At 59.9% G+C, this 15,887-nt stretch carries 11 protein-coding genes and 1 pseudogene; 6 read left to right on the forward strand and 6 right to left on the reverse strand.

Going from position 1 to position 15,887, the window contains the following annotated elements:
- Positions 1-669: 669 nt before the first annotated feature.
- Positions 670-1,101 (forward strand): annotated as a pseudogene (locus tag ACLIRY_RS04750) (transposase); the annotation flags it as partial.
- 531 nt (positions 1,102-1,632) lie between these two features.
- Entirely contained in the window at positions 1,633-2,301 is a 669-nt protein-coding gene (locus tag ACLIRY_RS04755) for a hypothetical protein (protein WP_413204218.1), read from the forward strand.
- Between the two features lie 156 nt (positions 2,302-2,457).
- Here the strand turns inward: ACLIRY_RS04755 and ACLIRY_RS04760 are convergent, their stop codons facing one another.
- The 4 genes from ACLIRY_RS04760 to ACLIRY_RS04775 form a co-directional block, all read right to left on the reverse strand.
- On the reverse strand, positions 2,458-4,149 hold the full coding sequence (locus tag ACLIRY_RS04760) for a stimulus-sensing domain-containing protein (protein WP_413204219.1): 1,692 nt from the start codon (positions 4,147-4,149) through the stop codon (positions 2,458-2,460).
- Between the two features lie 51 nt (positions 4,150-4,200).
- The gene (locus tag ACLIRY_RS04765) at positions 4,201-4,923 is read right to left on the reverse strand and encodes a response regulator transcription factor (RefSeq protein ID WP_413204220.1); all 723 of its coding nucleotides are present in this window, start codon (positions 4,921-4,923) and stop codon (positions 4,201-4,203) included.
- A gap of 188 nt (positions 4,924-5,111) precedes the next feature.
- On the reverse strand, positions 5,112-5,699 hold the full coding sequence (locus ACLIRY_RS04770) for a copper chaperone PCu(A)C (protein WP_413204221.1): 588 nt from the start codon (positions 5,697-5,699) through the stop codon (positions 5,112-5,114).
- A gap of 184 nt (positions 5,700-5,883) precedes the next feature.
- The gene (locus ACLIRY_RS04775; RefSeq protein ID WP_413204222.1) at positions 5,884-6,312 is read right to left on the reverse strand and encodes a hypothetical protein; all 429 of its coding nucleotides are present in this window, start codon (positions 6,310-6,312) and stop codon (positions 5,884-5,886) included.
- 145 nt (positions 6,313-6,457) lie between these two features.
- Here ACLIRY_RS04775 and ACLIRY_RS04780 point away from each other — a divergent pair, with 145 nt between their 5' ends.
- Positions 6,458-7,225, forward strand: a complete 768-nt coding sequence (locus ACLIRY_RS04780; protein WP_413204223.1) for a HugZ family protein — start codon at positions 6,458-6,460, stop codon at positions 7,223-7,225.
- A 297-nt stretch (positions 7,226-7,522) separates the two neighbouring features.
- The gene (locus tag ACLIRY_RS04785) at positions 7,523-9,361 is read left to right on the forward strand and encodes a phosphoenolpyruvate carboxykinase (GTP) (protein ID WP_413204224.1); all 1,839 of its coding nucleotides are present in this window, start codon (positions 7,523-7,525) and stop codon (positions 9,359-9,361) included.
- Positions 9,362-9,739: 378 nt separating this feature from the next.
- Here the strand turns inward: ACLIRY_RS04785 and ACLIRY_RS04790 are convergent, their stop codons facing one another.
- Positions 9,740-11,575, reverse strand: coding sequence for an SLC13 family permease (locus ACLIRY_RS04790; RefSeq protein WP_413204225.1), 1,836 nt, complete (start codon positions 11,573-11,575; stop codon positions 9,740-9,742).
- Between the two features lie 337 nt (positions 11,576-11,912).
- Here ACLIRY_RS04790 and ACLIRY_RS04795 point away from each other — a divergent pair, with 337 nt between their 5' ends.
- Positions 11,913-12,617, forward strand: a complete 705-nt coding sequence (locus ACLIRY_RS04795) for a YkgJ family cysteine cluster protein (protein ID WP_413204770.1) — start codon at positions 11,913-11,915, stop codon at positions 12,615-12,617.
- A gap of 95 nt (positions 12,618-12,712) precedes the next feature.
- Positions 12,713-13,927, forward strand: a complete 1,215-nt coding sequence (locus tag ACLIRY_RS04800; RefSeq protein ID WP_413204226.1) for a 6-phosphofructokinase — start codon at positions 12,713-12,715, stop codon at positions 13,925-13,927.
- 444 nt (positions 13,928-14,371) lie between these two features.
- On the opposite strand, the gene ACLIRY_RS04805 is transcribed toward ACLIRY_RS04800, so the two are convergent.
- Positions 14,372-15,586, reverse strand: coding sequence for an argininosuccinate synthase (locus ACLIRY_RS04805; protein WP_413204227.1), 1,215 nt, complete (start codon positions 15,584-15,586; stop codon positions 14,372-14,374).
- Positions 15,587-15,887 lie beyond the last annotated feature (301 nt).

Genomic DNA, 15,887 nt, shown 5'->3' on the forward strand with positions numbered 1-15,887 from the left:
GATGCATGGCGAAAACAGAACACTTAGAAATTTGTTCTGGAACAAAAATACCCAAAAGGTAGATGATTGTCGCAGCAATGGCTGCGAAGTCAAGTTGCATTCGATCAAGAGTAGAATATTTTTGTGGAGTTTGCCGTTATGCCAACGAGAGGTAGCCTCCCTTGAGTGGACAGCTTGGCGGCTCGGTTAAGCTGTTCCCGGTTTGATGATCTTGCCGCCAGCGCCGTCTCCACCACCACCCTGTCCGGGGCATGCCCCGGACAGGGTGGTGGTGCGATTTCATGATAGGTTTCATCGGGTGTCTGTTCAGCGAGAGTCGAATTCGGCCTTCTACCGTTGTGCAACTCGACGACAGAGCAGCCACGAAACCGGTAATGAACGAAGCTTCTTTATCCTTGGCATCCCTGAGCGGGGCAGCAGGTTCCTATCCATGAGGTAATTGAGACGGCTGGCGTGCCGGTTTTCCGTTGCAGTTTTTCCTGTCAGGCGTCGGATTGATTACGGAAAGCTCCAGCCTGTATGTTCGACCGGATCGCCAGCGCGAAATGGTCTGTGACAGCAGCACCGCATGTCAATTTCTCGGCACTTCGCGCCCCAGCAGACTGTCGGATTTTCCCCCGCTTGGCGTTATCCCAAATTGTAAAACTTAAATAATTCAACTTAAATTGGCTGCTCCTGCTGCCGCCCAGTCTGAACGATTGGGTCCCGGAGGACGATTTGGCCCATTTCGTGATCGCGGCTCTGGACCGGGTGAGCTTGGATGCTTTCAAGATCAGCCATCGGGCCGTTGGCCAGCCGCGCTATCATCCCCGGATGATGCTGGGGCGTCTGATTTACGGCTCTGCGAACGGATTTTTCTCCTCGCGTCGCCTGGAACGGGCGACCTATCGGGATCTTGGTGTGCGTTTGGTGGCTGCGGACCGCCACCCCGATCATGATACAATCGCCACTTTCCGGCGAGCGAACAGGACAGCCTTCGAGGCCGCGTTCCAGGAGGTCGAGGTCCTTTTGAGGGCGAAGGAGTCCGGGCTCCTGAAGCTCGGTACGGTGTCGATCGACGAGACCAAGATTGACACCAACGCGTCGAAGATCCTGTCGGTTGTGCCGGTCATCGAGGCCCTTTTCATTGTAACGATGGACCCAGTCTCGAAGCGTTGGCAGTCCGCCGCAAGTCTCCCCCGCCGACTTGCGGTCCGCTCCCTCCAAAATCAGAGTGATCGCCAATATGCGGCGGGCAGCATCGCCATCCGAGGTCCGCGACGCCGCTCCGCAGAGATCCTTCACCGTCAAATCCGTTTGGGTTATTGCAACAACCATGACTCCCTCCTTCTGGTTCAAGGAAGGGAATCACCAAGCCGCCCCAACGAGTCACAATCAAGGGCCATTGGTATTAGAGTGCTCCGAGATCAAGTTGGTCCACGTCTTGGCCACGGTACACGACAGTCGGTCCTTTCCCGTCACGGGGCTTTGCCCCGTCCTCCACTGGGGCCAGGCCCCAGGCTGTTATTTTTAAAAGAAAAATGGGGTTTGGGGGCATCGCCCCACACTACACGACAGGGCGCATTTTAGTGTGGCGGTGGATGGTGAGATCAATTCTCCTCTGGGTGGAAAAACTGCCCATAGGAGCATCCGTTGGAGATCCGTTTTCTCACCACCCTGTTGCAGACGCTATCGGCCCATGTCCGCCTTGGCAAGACGCGCCTGGAAACCCTCAGCCTTCTGATTGTCGGCGTCATCAGCACACGCACGGTCAATTTGTCGCATATCGCCGTAGAACGCCCCGGTCGCGCTTTGGTTGCGTCGACCTATCGCCGTCTGCAGCGGTTCTTCCAACATGGCCAACTTGACGACGACTGGGTGGTTTCTCTGGTCGTGCGCTTGATCGGCTCCCGCCCGCCCTGTGTCCTGTGTCTTGACCGCACCAATTGGAAGCTCGGTCGACACGATATGAATTTTCTGGTTCTGGCCGTCACCACACGGCGCTTTCGAGTGCCTTTGATGTGGACTGTTTTGGAGCACGGCGGCAGCAGCGACACCGCCGATCGCATTGCCCTGATCAAGCGATATATCGCCTCGGCCTGTCGCACGGCATCCGATATCATGGCGCGCGCCTCACCGCCCCGAAAAGCACATGGATATTACGCCAAGTCCTGCTTCCGCGTCGGACTCGACGAACTGAGACGACGCATGAGAACCGATCACAACACGGCAACCGCTCCCGGCGCCTGGCAGTGCGGACAGGTCCGGTCCTCCCCAACGCTCTGCTCGACAGCAGCAACGGAACCGACCCCAGGGGGGTGATCGGCCAGGGTCTCCAACACCGTCGTCTTCTGCGCTTCCGTGATGTAATCGATCTCGCACAGCCAGCGCTGAAAGCTCTTGTGGTCCATGGTCGCTAAACTCCTGCATTTCCCACATTTTACAGCAGTTCAATGCGATAAACGAATAGAGCCACCTTTATTTGTCGGGAAGCTCGACGGTAAAGCGAGCGCCCACGAGCCGACCCCCGTCTCCTTTGCGGTTTTCGGCGCGGATGGTTCCCCCATGGGTCTCGACGATCTGTTTGGAGATGGACAGGCCCAGACCGGAATGGGTGCCAAACTTTTCGTCCCGGGGGCGCTCCGAATAGAAGCGCTTGAAGATGTCTCCTTCCTTTCCCGGAGGAATGCCCGGGCCGTCATCTTCAACGGTGACGATGATCCTGTCCTTCGTGCGCCAAGCCCGAAGGGCAATGGTCCCCCCCTCCGGGCTGAAGGACACGGCATTGCCGATCAGATTACGGAACACCTGAACCAGCCGCCCCTCCAACCCAAAAAGCTCCAGGGCATCGTCCCCATCCCCGGAAACGGTGATCTTGACCTGCCGCGCCTCCGCTTCGGATCCGTGGATTTCAGACAGCATTTCCAGCATCGGGCGAATGGCCACTGGCCCCATTTCCGCCCGGGACAATTCCGCATCCAGCCGGGACGCATCGGAAATGTCCGTGATCAGCCGATCCAGACGTTGGACATCGTCCACAATGACACTCATCAGCCGTTTTTGCTGGTTGGAGTCATCGACGCGCGCCACCGTTTCCACGGCACTGCGCAGGGAAGTCAGGGGGTTTTTGATCTCGTGGGCCACATCGGCGGCGAACCGCTCAATGGCGTCCATACGCTCCCACAAGGCGCCGGTCATTTCCCGCAGGGCTTCCGACAGGTCGCCCAGCTCGTCATTGCGGTTGGAGAAATCGGGAATCGCTTCCTGCCGGGCATCCTTGCCGCCCCGGACCCGATCTGCAGCCGCCGCCAGACGCACCAAGGGCCGGGCGATGGTTCCCGCCAGATAAAGGGAGAGGGCGATGGTCAGGGCCAGGGTCACAGCGAAGATTTCCAGCACCGCAAGGCGCATCTCGAACAGGGTCTCGTCGATCCCTTCAGCTCCCCGGCTGACCATGATGGCGCCGACCACCTGCTTGTAATACTGCACGGGAACGGCGACGGAGAGCATGCGCTCCCGTCCGACGCGGGATCGCATGGCTTGGGCCACTTCCCCCTGGTTCAGGGCCGTCGTCACCTCGCCATAATCCGCCGCCGACTGGTTTGGGCGCTCCGTATAGGGAGGAAGGACCTCCCCCTCCCCCAGGGACGGGACAAGGGTGTCATAGAGCCGACGCAGGATGCCCCAACCGGATTCCGGCGGTTGGGGCGGAGGCAGGTCATAGACTTGCACCATCCCGCCATAACCCACCAGACGGCGACTGTCGGCCACCATGCGACCGGACGCGTCGAAAAGACGTGCGCGCACATCGGCCAGATTGGCCAAACGACGGACCATCTGCCGGGACATTTCCGGATTGATACCATGGGTTGCCCGGACCACTGGCCCGTCCACGGAGACCTCCAGGTTGATGGCCCCTTCACCGATGGCCGCAGCGATCAGGTCCGCTTCCGTGCGAAGCGCCTGAAAGGTACTTTGGGTGAGGGCTTCCTCGTAGGTGTCGAGATACAAAAACCCTCCTGCCAACAGGATGGGAGCGAGCAGGTTGACCGCCAGGATGCGGGCGGACAGGGGGGACCGCGCGATGCTGCCATCCCTGTGACGCCTTCGCCGCAGTTCCTTCGTGGACTCCCGCGTGCCATCGGGTCGGTCCCGTGGATCCGCGCGCATGCAACCCCCTTCACCCTGAGTCTTACGTTGTCCGTTCCCTGGGGGAGCGGATTATACCCCGGCCTTTGCCGTCACCGGATCCTTGTACCGGTAGCCTACCCCATAGAGCGTTTCGATCTCCGAAAAGTCCCCGTCGGTTTCGCGGAACTTCTTGCGCAGGCGCTTGATATGGCTGTCGATGGTCCGATCGTCCACGTAGATATTTTCGCCATAGGCTGCGTCGATGAGTTGATCCCGGCTTTTGACATGGCCCGGGCGTTGGGCCAGGGCCTGGATGATCAGGAATTCCGTCACCGTCAGATCCACCGCACGGCCCTTCCAGGTGCACAGATGGCGGTCCGGATCCAGGGTCAGGTCTCCGCGCACCAGCGCCGCAGCCGACAGATCCCCTCCAGTGGCCCCTTCCCGCAGTTCCAGACGCCGCAGAATGGTGCGGATGCGCTCGATCAACAGGCGCTGGGAGAAGGGCTTTTTGATGTAATCGTCGGCGCCCAAACGCAGGCCCATCAGCTCGTCAACTTCGTCGTCTTTGGATGTCAGGAAGATCACGGGCATGGCTGTGCGCTCGCGCAGCTTCTGCAGCAGCTCCATTCCGTCCATGCGCGGCATCTTGATGTCCAGGATGGCGAGATCCACCGGCTCAGCGGACAGACCTCGCAGGGCTTCGGCCCCGTCGGAATAGGTCACAACCTTGAAGCCCTCGGCCTCCAGGGTGATGGACACGGAGGTCACGATATTGCGGTCGTCGTCCACCAGGGCGATGCTATGGGTCACGGTCCTTGGTCTCCCTCCGGGCGCGGTCCGGTCACCGGGTACCGCGTCTTCACCTGAAATTCCCTATAGTGCCTATATAGGGTGTATCCCCCAAGGATTTGGCCCCCATTTGTGGCAAAAATGGTGCCGGAGGCGGGCGCTCCAGGGGCAAAGCCTATGGAACACCCATTTTTTTCGCGTTTCCGGACCTATTTGGCGGGCTTGTGGTCCATCCCTGGCATGGCACCATGCGTCATAGCTCCATGGTCCATCGCGCCATCTTTCATCATTCCCGAGGTCATGTCCATGGCGCCGACCCCCTTCACGACCAGGTCGACGGTTGCCTCACCGGACTTTTCGAAGATGAGGGTCAGGGGGAAATGTTGACCTTCCGTCAAGGGCGCCTTGAGGTCGATGAACATGATATGCAAGCCGCCGGGCTCCAGAGACACCCTGCCGCCCGCAGGAATGTCGATAGCGTCCACCTGACGCATGCGCATCACATCCCCCTCGCGGATATGGGTGTGCAGTTGAACGACAGCAGAGACATCGGCCTTGGCCGCAATCAGCCGATCATCACTGGACCCTGCATTGGACAGGGTAACAAAACCGCCCCCCGCCTTGGCCATACCCGCAGAGGCCCGGGCCCAGGCGTTGGTCACGGAGATGTCTCCCGCTTTGGCCTCGGCATGGGCATGGCCCTCATGGGCCCTGGCGCCAACGGTAGAGAGCGTCAGGGCGGACAGGGACAGGCTCACTGCGGCAAAGGCGGCGGTGATGGTACGACGGATCATCATGGTCGCGGTTCTCCGGACAAAGACTGGCAAGGATAAAAAGGGAGGAATTCCGGTGCATGCGAAGGGAGGCCCATCCGTTTCTCCAATTTGGAGGCGGCAGAGGATGCCCCGGTGTCCACCAAATTTGGGATGGGGCAGACGAACCAGGGGAGAGAGACGGAGGGCCCCCCGCCTTCGCGATATGTCAAGCCAGTGGAGAAGGGGGCGCCCGAGGCCAGGCGGTGGGATGGCGCCCGGACTCCTTGAAGGAACGTGCGACCGTCCAGCCCATCGGCTGGGATACCCCCATGGGTTGGGGCGCGCCGAAATCAGGAGGCGGCAGGGGCGCGCTCGCCAAGCTCACAGAGGAGCAGATGGGGCAGGACCAGGGCGCCGTGGCACGGCTGGTCCCAGACGGATCGGTGGAAGGAAGAACGCCGAGCCCCGTGCCGGTACAGATGATCAGCGGGCGGGGGCCGGTGGCCAGGGGAAGGGAAACCGCCTGGCCGAGTGGGGCAAGAACCTGAAAGGCTATGGCCAGCGCCATCAACCGCAAGCCGAACAGGGACCGCCACCACGAAGGGCGGGCGGGCCGGGCTCGGTTGGGCCTGGGCTTGGACAGGGAACGTCTCACGGGGCGATTGCCTTGGTTCTGACCGGGGGGCAACGGTACGCCTGAAAGGACGCGCAAGAAAAGAACATTTTTTCGTCCTCTCGCTTGTTTTTCATCCTTCTACCGCTACACACAGCCGAACCTGGGGCCTATAATCCCTTACCAAATGAAGGATATGCAACGCATCAAGCCAACCGATTCCCATCGCCATGCATCCCGCCTGATTTGGCGGGGCGCATCCAAAGCCTCCTTGGCCACGGTGATGGGCGGATCCGGGCATCCTTACGCGTCATTGGTTACCGTTGCCACGGACCACGTCGGATGCCCCCTATTGCTGCTTTCCACCCTGGCTGATCACACGCGGAACCTGATGGACGATGCGAGGGTCTCCTTGCTGTTCGATGATTCCGAGGGGCATTCCAATCCCCAGGAAGGGGCCCGGGTCACGGTCCTGGGGCGGGTCGACAGAACAGAGGATCCCGTCGATCGGGACCGATTCCTTGCCCGCCATCCCGGGGCGGCGCTTTATGCCGGATTCGGGGATTTCACCTTCTATCGCGTCACCCCAGAACGGGTCCATTATGTGGGTGGCTTTGCCAAAGCCGTGTGGATCGATGATGGGGCACTCGCACCCGCCGGTGGGGCGGAACTCATGCGAGTCGCAGAAGAGGGGATCCTGTCACATATGAACGCCGACCATGCCGACGCCTTGGCTCTGATGGCCAAGGTACATCTGAGGGAGATCGAAACCGCTGGGAATGGGGCGGAGTCTTGGAGAATGACCGCCTGTGACACCGACGGCTTCGACATCCGTCTGAGAGACCGGGTCCGCCGACTGGCATTTCCCAAGGTCGTGCACTCCGCAGGAGAGGCACGGGAGGCCCTGGTTGCTCTGACCCAGTCCGCCCGGGGCCAATCCACCCAGGAGGCTTAGTTCCAAACCAGTCAATAAGGTCGCCGCCCCACGGCGCGGCCTTCACATAAAAATAAGGAGCATGGCCCGAAGCCATGCCGGGACGTTAGGGTTTGGCGGGAGCCGGAACCCTGGTTGCAAATGAAAAGGTGGCGGACTGGGATATCGGTCTCCAGCTCGGCGCCTTTCGCGAATAGCGGTCACGTCAGGGAGTGGGCGTGACACCCACATGACGACGCAATGGGTCCGTGCGCGGACAGTTGCCGAGTGGACCGGACCCCGGTAGGGTTTGGTCAATAAGTCCAATTGGAGGAAGAAATGAGCGCCAGTCCTACCCGCAACAAAAAGCTTCTCGACTGGGTCGAGGAGATGACCACCCTGTGCGAGCCCGATCAGGTTTACTGGTGCGACGGTTCCCAGGAGGAATACGACCGCCTATGCCAGGAAATGGTCGACGCGGGAACGTTCATTCGCCTGAATCCGAAGCTGCGCCCCAACAGCTTCCTGTGCAGTTCCGATCCCGCCGACGTGGCCCGGGTGGAAGACCGCACCTTTATCTGTTCCAAGACGGCCGAAGACGCCGGTCCCACCAATAATTGGACCGATCCCACGGAGATGCGTGCGACGCTCAACGGCCTGTTCAAGGGCTGCATGAAGGGTCGGACCATGTATGTCATCCCCTTCTCCATGGGGCCGCTGGGCAGCCACATCGCCCATATCGGTGTCGAGATCTCCGACAGTGCCTATGTGGCCGTGAACATGCGGATCATGACCCGCATGGGATCCAAGGTCCTGGATGTTTTGGGCGACGACGATTTCGTTCCCTGCATGCATTCCGTCGGCAAACCGCTGGCTGAAGGCGAGGCCGACGTGGCCTGGCCCTGCAACCCGGAGAACCGCTACATCGTCCACTTTCCCGAAAGCCGGGAAATCTGGTCCTTCGGCTCCGGCTATGGTGGGAACGCCCTGCTGGGCAAGAAGTGCTTCGCGCTGCGTATCGCCTCCGTCATGGCGCGGGACGAGGGCTGGCTGGCCGAGCACATGCTGATCCTGGGCGTGAAGAAGCCCAACGGCGAGAAGATGTACGTGGGCGGAGCCTTCCCCAGCGCCTGCGGCAAGACCAACTTCGCCATGCTGATTCCCCCCAAGACCTATGATGGCTGGGAAGTCACCACCATTGGCGACGATATTGCCTGGATCAAGCCGAACCCCGACGGGACCCTGCACGCCATCAACCCCGAAGCCGGGTACTTCGGCGTGGCGCCGGGTACGGGGGAAAAGACCAACCCCAATGCCATGATCGCCTGCTCGAAGAACTCCATCTTCACCAACGTCGCGCTGACCGATGACGGTGACGTCTGGTGGGAAGGCATGACCGAGGAGACGCCGGCCCATCTGATCGATTGGAAGGGCCAGGACTGGACCCCCGACTGCGGTCGCCCCGCTGCCCACCCAAATGCGCGCTTCACCGCTCCGGCAGGCCAGACACCGTCCATCGATCCGGATTGGGAAAACCCGGACGGTGTGCCCATCAGCGCGTTCATCTTCGGCGGTCGCGTGGCCACCAACTTCCCGTTGGTCTTCCAAAGCTTCGACTGGACCCACGGCGTCTACTTGGCCGCCACCATGGGGTCCGAGGCCACGGCTGCGGCCGATGGGCAATCGGGCATGCGCCGCGATCCCATGGCCATGCTGCCCTTCTGCGGCTACAACATGGCCGACTACTGGAGCCATTGGCTGGACATGGGCGACAAGATCGGGGCCGACAAGCTGCCCAAGATCTTCCGTGTGAACTGGTTCCGCAAGGACGAGAATGGCAAGTTCATCTGGCCGGGCTTCGGCGAGAATATGCGCGCCCTGGAGTGGGTTCTGGACCGCTGTGACGGCACAGCCGAAGCGGTCGAAAGCCCCATCGGCTATGTGCCCAAGTACGATGACCTGCGCTGGGACGGCCTGTCTGGCTTCGACGCCACCAAGTTCTACCAGATCATGGCGATTCACAAGGACGTGGCCCGCCGCGAAGCGGAGACCCAGGCCGACCAGTTCACCAAATTCGGCGACAAGATGCCCAAGGCCCTGCTGGCCGAGCGCGAGGCTTTGCTGAAGCGCTTGGACAGCGCCCCGGACGTCTGGGAATTGAAGGCCGCTGCCGAGTAAGGCATTCGTTTCCCCGAGATCCTTTGGAAGAAGGCCGGTTCCCTTGAGAACCGGCCTTTTCTATGGTCCGTGCTCACCGGAATTCAGGAGACAGCCATGTCCATCCGTCTTTTTGCCATCGCGTCGGTCCTGGGCTTCTTCTTAGAGTGAAATGGGATCAGCTTGGAACAAGCTGGCCCAAGCTCAAGCCTCTGTGGACAGGACCCACCACTGGGATGAGACCATGTCTATGGAGGGCGGCATGTCTTATGAAGCGAAGGACATGCTTCAGGGGGTGAGGGGCGGTGCGGATCACGCGACTCTGCCCGGGCAGGATTTTTCGTGATGACCCGGCGCTCGCTTCCGTTCACTGGGTTCGCCCAAGGTATCGTGTCTCGCTCAGCCCACCGGCACCAAAGGCCAGAACAGTGGTATGGCGAAAGTCGCCACGATCCAAAGCAATAGGTTCAAGGGCAAACCAACCTTGACGAAATCCATAAAACGATACCCACCCGCTCCGTGGACGAAGGTGTTGGTCTGGTAGCCAATGGGAGTGGCGAAGCTGGCCGAGGCGGCGAACATTACCGCCACGGCGAAGGGACGGGGGTCCACCCCCAAATGCTGAGCCAGACCGATGGCGATCGGGGTGAGCAAGATTGCCGTGGCGTTATTGCTCATGACCTCGGTCAAAGCAGAGGTCACCAGATAAAGCATGGATAGGACCACCAGAGGACCATGGCCATCCAAGAGGGAGGCGAGTGCTCCCACCACCATTTGGGCGGCGCCGGTTTTATCCATGGCTGCACCGATGGCGAGCATGGCGAAAATCAGCATCAGCACATTCCACCGGATCGCCCGATAGGCTTCTTCCGTATCCAGACAGCCGAAGGCGATGACACCGGTTGCCGCCAGGATGGCCAGCCCTGCGATGGGGAGAATGCCCGCTGTCGCAAGGGCCATGACCGCACCGATGGCCAGCACGGCGATGGGGGCCTTGCGTCGCAAGGTGGCCGATTCCGAGGGGGTCGTCAGGTTGATCAGGTCTCGGGCATCGAACATCCGCCGTAACCCCAGGCTCGGGCCTTCCACCAATAAAGTATCGCCGAACCGCAGACGCAGCCCCGCCATATGGGTGCCCATGTTCTCCCCATGACGATGGACGGCCAAGACATAGACGCCATAAAGCCGCCGCAGACCCAGGTCAGAAATCAGCCGTCCAGCAAGGCGGGAGTTGGGGCCAACGATGCCTTCGACGATGGTGGTTTCTCGGGTGGCCAGAGCGGCAAGGGGGGTGGCATCGTCTCCGTTTTCGTCTTTGGCTTCGATGTCTGCCGGGCTCGCCTGTCCTGTCCCCACCTGGATACGACCATCCTGACGCAATGCCAGCATGTCACCCACCCGGGTCCGCAAGACGATGCGGTCGTCGGCATCCAAGCGCAGCTTATCCAGGCGGTCCCTCAGGGATTGGTCGCCACGCACCACGTCGATGACCCGTATGCCCCGCGTACTCGTGAACCCTGCTTCGGACAGGGTTTCCCCCACCAGTGACGACCCCTCAGAGACGACAACCTCAGTCAGGAACTGCCGCCTTTGGCCATCTGTGAGCAGACTGGCAATGGTCTCCCGATCGGGTAACAACCACCGCCCGGCAAGCAAGAGGTAAAGCCCTCCGACGACCGCGAGGATCACGCCAACGCCAGTGATCTCGAACATGCCGAAAGGTGCCATCCCGGCCTTTTGGGCAACGCCATCGACCAGAATATTGGTCGATGTGCCGATCAGAGTGCAGACCCCACCAAGGATGGCGGAATAGCTCAAGGGGATCAGAAGGCGCGATGCCGCGATGCCCGACGTTTGGGCCAGCGTGATCATCACGGGGGTGAGAATCACAACGATCGGCGTGTTGTTCATAAAGGCAGACAGAACCACGGTCGCGAACAAGAGGGCCATGACAGCCAAAACCGGTCGCCCCTTTCCCAGACGGGCAAACCGCCGTCCCATGGAATCGATGACTCCGGTTCGCTCCAGGGCGCCGGATAGGATGAACATCGCCGCCACGGTCACCGGGGCGGCATTGGAAAAGACGGTCAAGACATCGTCGGTACTCAGGATGCCCGTGGCCAGAAGGGTGCCGACGCCGACCATTGCCACCAGATCAGGGGGCCAGCGGTCGGAAATAAAGGCGGCGAAGACCAGCGCCAGAACGGCGAGGACGATGATGACCTCGAGTGTCATGGATGGATCGTACCCTTGCTGGAGTATTCCGAGATCAAGTTGGGCCGACTGGACCCAGGCCAGCCCAGTTTCATTCTGGAGCATTCTTCCGTTTGGACAGAACACTTACAAAATCCAAACCCAAACGCAACGGACATGCCCGGGCAGACCTGCCCCAAGCCCTCCATAGAAGCACAAGACGGTGGGGCAATGACAAGGCAAGAATGGGCAGGAAGGAACTCAACACGATCATCGGTCTGAATCGATAGAGATAGCCAAGTCTTCTGTCGTACTTCTTATATCTTTTCTGTATCGTATGGTATCAGATGCCATAATTTGCAGAAAAAATGAGCTACTCATGCGAGATTCTGACGTTCTCCTCTATTTAAGGGGGGCTTTTGCCAGTTTAACTCAGTCGATTGGATGGGGACAAAAAGGACAGGAGGACGCAGTTTCCTTGCATCATAGATTGGGAAGTCTTGTCGATTCTTTGATTGCACAATTAAGTTCAGAAAAAGAACAAGATGAACGCCCAGATTGTGGTGCAGGATGTGGCTGGTGCTGCCACCTTCGTGTCTCCGTTCCTGTTCCAAGCCTCTTTGCACTTTCCCATTTTCGAACTCTGTCTGAGATCCGAATGGAAACCCTTCCCCTCTCGCCCAATCCCATGATGGTTCCTTGTCGATTTCTCGACACCTCCAACAATTGCATGATCTACACGCACCGGCCATTCGGATGCCGCAGCCATTCCTCCCTTTCTGCGCAGGCGTGCCGGGAGCGGCTGACCAATCCGGATGCTCCAGACCTGTCGCTTCCGACCCATCGCCAGATTGGCCTCGCCCTCCGCCGGGGCGTTGGCGATGGCCTCGAGGCCCTTCGCTTGAACCGCCGTGATGCGGCGGTTGATCTGCGTCTGGGACTGGACATCCTGTGGTCCACGGACCACGCCTGGGACCGGTGGCGAGGGGGAGAAACCTTGTTTGCCCCTGCTTGGTTTGACGTCGAGGCTGGGGTGTTGGGTTCCGGTTTGTTCCCTCTCCCCAAACGCGATCCATTAGGGTAGGGTGCCCCATCATTTTAGGGATTCGGAGGGGCCGCCCGGCCCTTTTCGGGTAGCAGCCCGGACCGGATCCAAGAAAAATCGGAAAGGGTCGAAATATGTTCAAGGGCAAGGTCGTCGTCGCCCAGGGAGGCGGTCCCACCGCCGTGATCAACCAATCCATGGTCGGGGCCGTTTTGGAATCCCGGAAATTTCGGAACATAGATCTCGTTTATGGAGCGTTCCACGGTGTGCGGGGCATTATCGACGAAGAATTCCTTGATCTGACCCAGGAAACCACCCACAACCTTGAAATGGTTGCCCAAACCCCATCTTCTGCACTGGGGTCCACCCGCGATAAGCCCGACCTGAAATATTGCCAAGAGGTTTTCAAGGTTCTGAAGGCCCACCAAGTGGGATATTTCTTCTATATTGGCGGAAACGACAGTTCCGATACGGTTCGGATCGTGTCAGAAGAGGCCAAGAGGGCCGAATACGACCTGCGCTGCATCCACATTCCGAAGACCATCGACAACGACTTGATGGTCACCGACCATACCCCGGGCTTCCCTTCGGCAGCACGGTTTGTGGCCCAGGCCTTCATGGGTGTGAATCTGGACAACCGAGCTCTGTCGGGCGTTTACATCGGTGTCGTTATGGGCCGTCACGCCGGCTTCCTGACCGCAGCCAGTGCGCTGGGAAAAAAATTCCCCGATGATGGTCCCCACTTGATCTACATGCCGGAGCGAAGCTTTGACGTGGACCAGTTTGCCGCCGATGTGAAAGCAACCTACGAAAAATATGGTCGCTGTGTCGTGGCGGTCAGTGAAGGCATCCACGATGCCTCCGGCGAGCCCATTATCACCAAATTGGCAGAAGACGTGGAGCGCGATGCCCACGGCAACGTGCAACTGTCCGGGACAGGTGCCCTGGCAGACCTGCTGGTCAGTGCGGTGAAAAAGAAGACCGGCATCAAACGCGTGCGGGGCGATACCTTGGGCTACCTGCAGCGATCCTTTGTCGGCTGCGTGTCTGACGTTGACCAGCGCGAAGCCCGGGAAGTGGGGGAAAAGGCCGTCCAGTTCGCCATGTGGGGAGAATTAGATGGATCTGTCACGATTCACCGAACAGGCTTCTATTCGGTTGACTATCAGTTGACAGCGCTGCGTGAGGTGGCGGGCAAGACCAAGGTCATGCCCAATGAATTCATCGCGGCCAACGGTCATGACGTGACCACCGAATTCCTGATGTATCTGCGTCCTTTGCTGGGCCGGGGCATGCCAGACGCCTACCGGCTGCGCGACAACCGCGTGCCGAAGGTTTTGAACATTTAAAACCAAGCGGCGTGGGGTGAAACCCACGCCGCTTTTCTTGCGTTCAAACGCTAGATCAAACCGCCTTAAATCGGAATCGATTTAATGCGGGTAATTTGATCTCGCTTCAATAAGTTGAGTATCGAGTGGACCGGAAAACCGGTGTCCACTTTTCCGCTCGATGCTCTAGAGTGCTCCGAGATCAAGTTGGGTCGCTTCGCGACCAAACTTGGCCTCGAAGATACTCTAAAACTTATAGAATGAGAGTGAAACGGGGCTTTGTCCCGTCCCCCCGCTCTTTGGCAAGGCTGGGGCCGAAAGGCCCCAGACCCCGGGCTCTTATTGACAAAAAAGAAATGGGGGTTGGGGGGCATTGGCTCCCAAATGGGCTTGGGCAATCGCCCCAAAAAAACGGCGTCGAGTGCTCCCGGCGCCGTTTCCCTATGTCCACCAATCCGGTGAAAATCAGCTGTTTCGGGCCATCGCACCCAGACGCAGGCGCAGGGCGTTCAGCTTGATGAAGCCTTCGGCGTCGTACTGGTTGTAAACTTCGTCCTCCTCGAAGGTGACGTAGTCCATGCGGTAGAGGCTGCGGGGGGCCTTGCGACCGACGACCACCACATTGCCCTTGTAGAGCTTCAGCCGTACCGTACCGGTCACGTTCTCTTGGGTCTTGTCGATGGCCGCTTGCAACATCTCCCGCTCGGGCGAGAACCAGAAGCCGTTGTAGATCAGCTTCGCGTAGCGCGGCATCAACTCTTCCTTCAGGTGCAGGGCCTCCCGGTCGAGGGTCAGGCTCTCAACGGCCCGGTGGGCGGTCAGAAGGATGGTACCGCCCGGGGTCTCGTAGACGCCGCGGCTTTTCATGCCGACGAAGCGGTTTTCCACCAGATCGAGGCGGCCAATTCCGTTGCGCCCCCCCAGCTCGTTCAGCTTGGCCAGCAGCGTGGCCGGGGAGAGACGCTCACCGTTGATGGCCACGGCATCGCCGGTCTCGAACTCAACCTCGATGTATTCGGGTTTGTCCGGGGCGTTTTCCGGGCTCACGGACAGGCGGAACATGTCTTCGCCGGGCTCCGTCCAGGGATCTTCCAGCGCCTTGCCCTCGTAGGAGATGTGCAGCAGGTTGGCGTCCATGGAGTAGGGGGCCTCGCCGTGCTTGTCCTTGGGCACGGGGATTTGGTGCTGCATGGCGTATTCGATCAGCTTTTTCCGGCTGTTCAAGTCCCACTCGCGCCAGGGGGCGATGACCTTGACGTCGGGCTTCAGGGCATAGGCGGTCAGCTCGAAGCGGACTTGATCGTTGCCCTTGCCGGTGGCCCCGTGGGAAATGGCGTCGGCGCCGGTCTCATTGGCGATCTCGATCAGCCGCTTGCCGATCAACGGCCGGGCGATGGAGGTGCCCAGCAGGTAGACGCCCTCGTACAGGGTATTGGCGCGGAACATGGGGAAGACGTAGTCACGGACGAATTCCTCGCGCAGGTCTTCGATGTAGATCTCCTTGATCCCCATCATTTCGGCCTTGGCGCGGGCCGGCTCCAACTCCTCGCCCTGACCGATGTCGGCGGTGAAGGTCACCACCTCGCAGTCGTATTCCTCGCGCAGCCAGCGCAGGATGATGGAGGTATCCAGACCGCCGGAATAGGCCAGAACGACCTTTTTGACGTCGCCTTTCTTCATGGGAAGCGCCTTCAATCAAACAAGAGTGTGAAACCGAGAACAGGTTGCGGATTGGCGAATCGAAGGCTCCGAAGGGAGGCCCGGACACCGCTCCGCTTACGGGAGTTTATCGCGCAAACGCCTTGAAATGAATAGGGGGAGCTTTCGTTTCCCCGGTACCGCGTAGGCAAAGGGGATCTCACTCCTCCAGTAGTAGCAGATTCGCGAGCCATCACGGGGAATTCACGGAACGCACACAAGGCTGTCATGGCTTCTGGAGACACTGCCCTCCTTCGTTGGATCCATTCCATTTTGGAGCATG

Origin of the sequence: Rhodospirillum sp. A1_3_36 (assembly GCF_047263945.1) — a bacterium.
Lineage (GTDB): Bacteria > Pseudomonadota > Alphaproteobacteria > Rhodospirillales > Rhodospirillaceae > Rhodospirillum.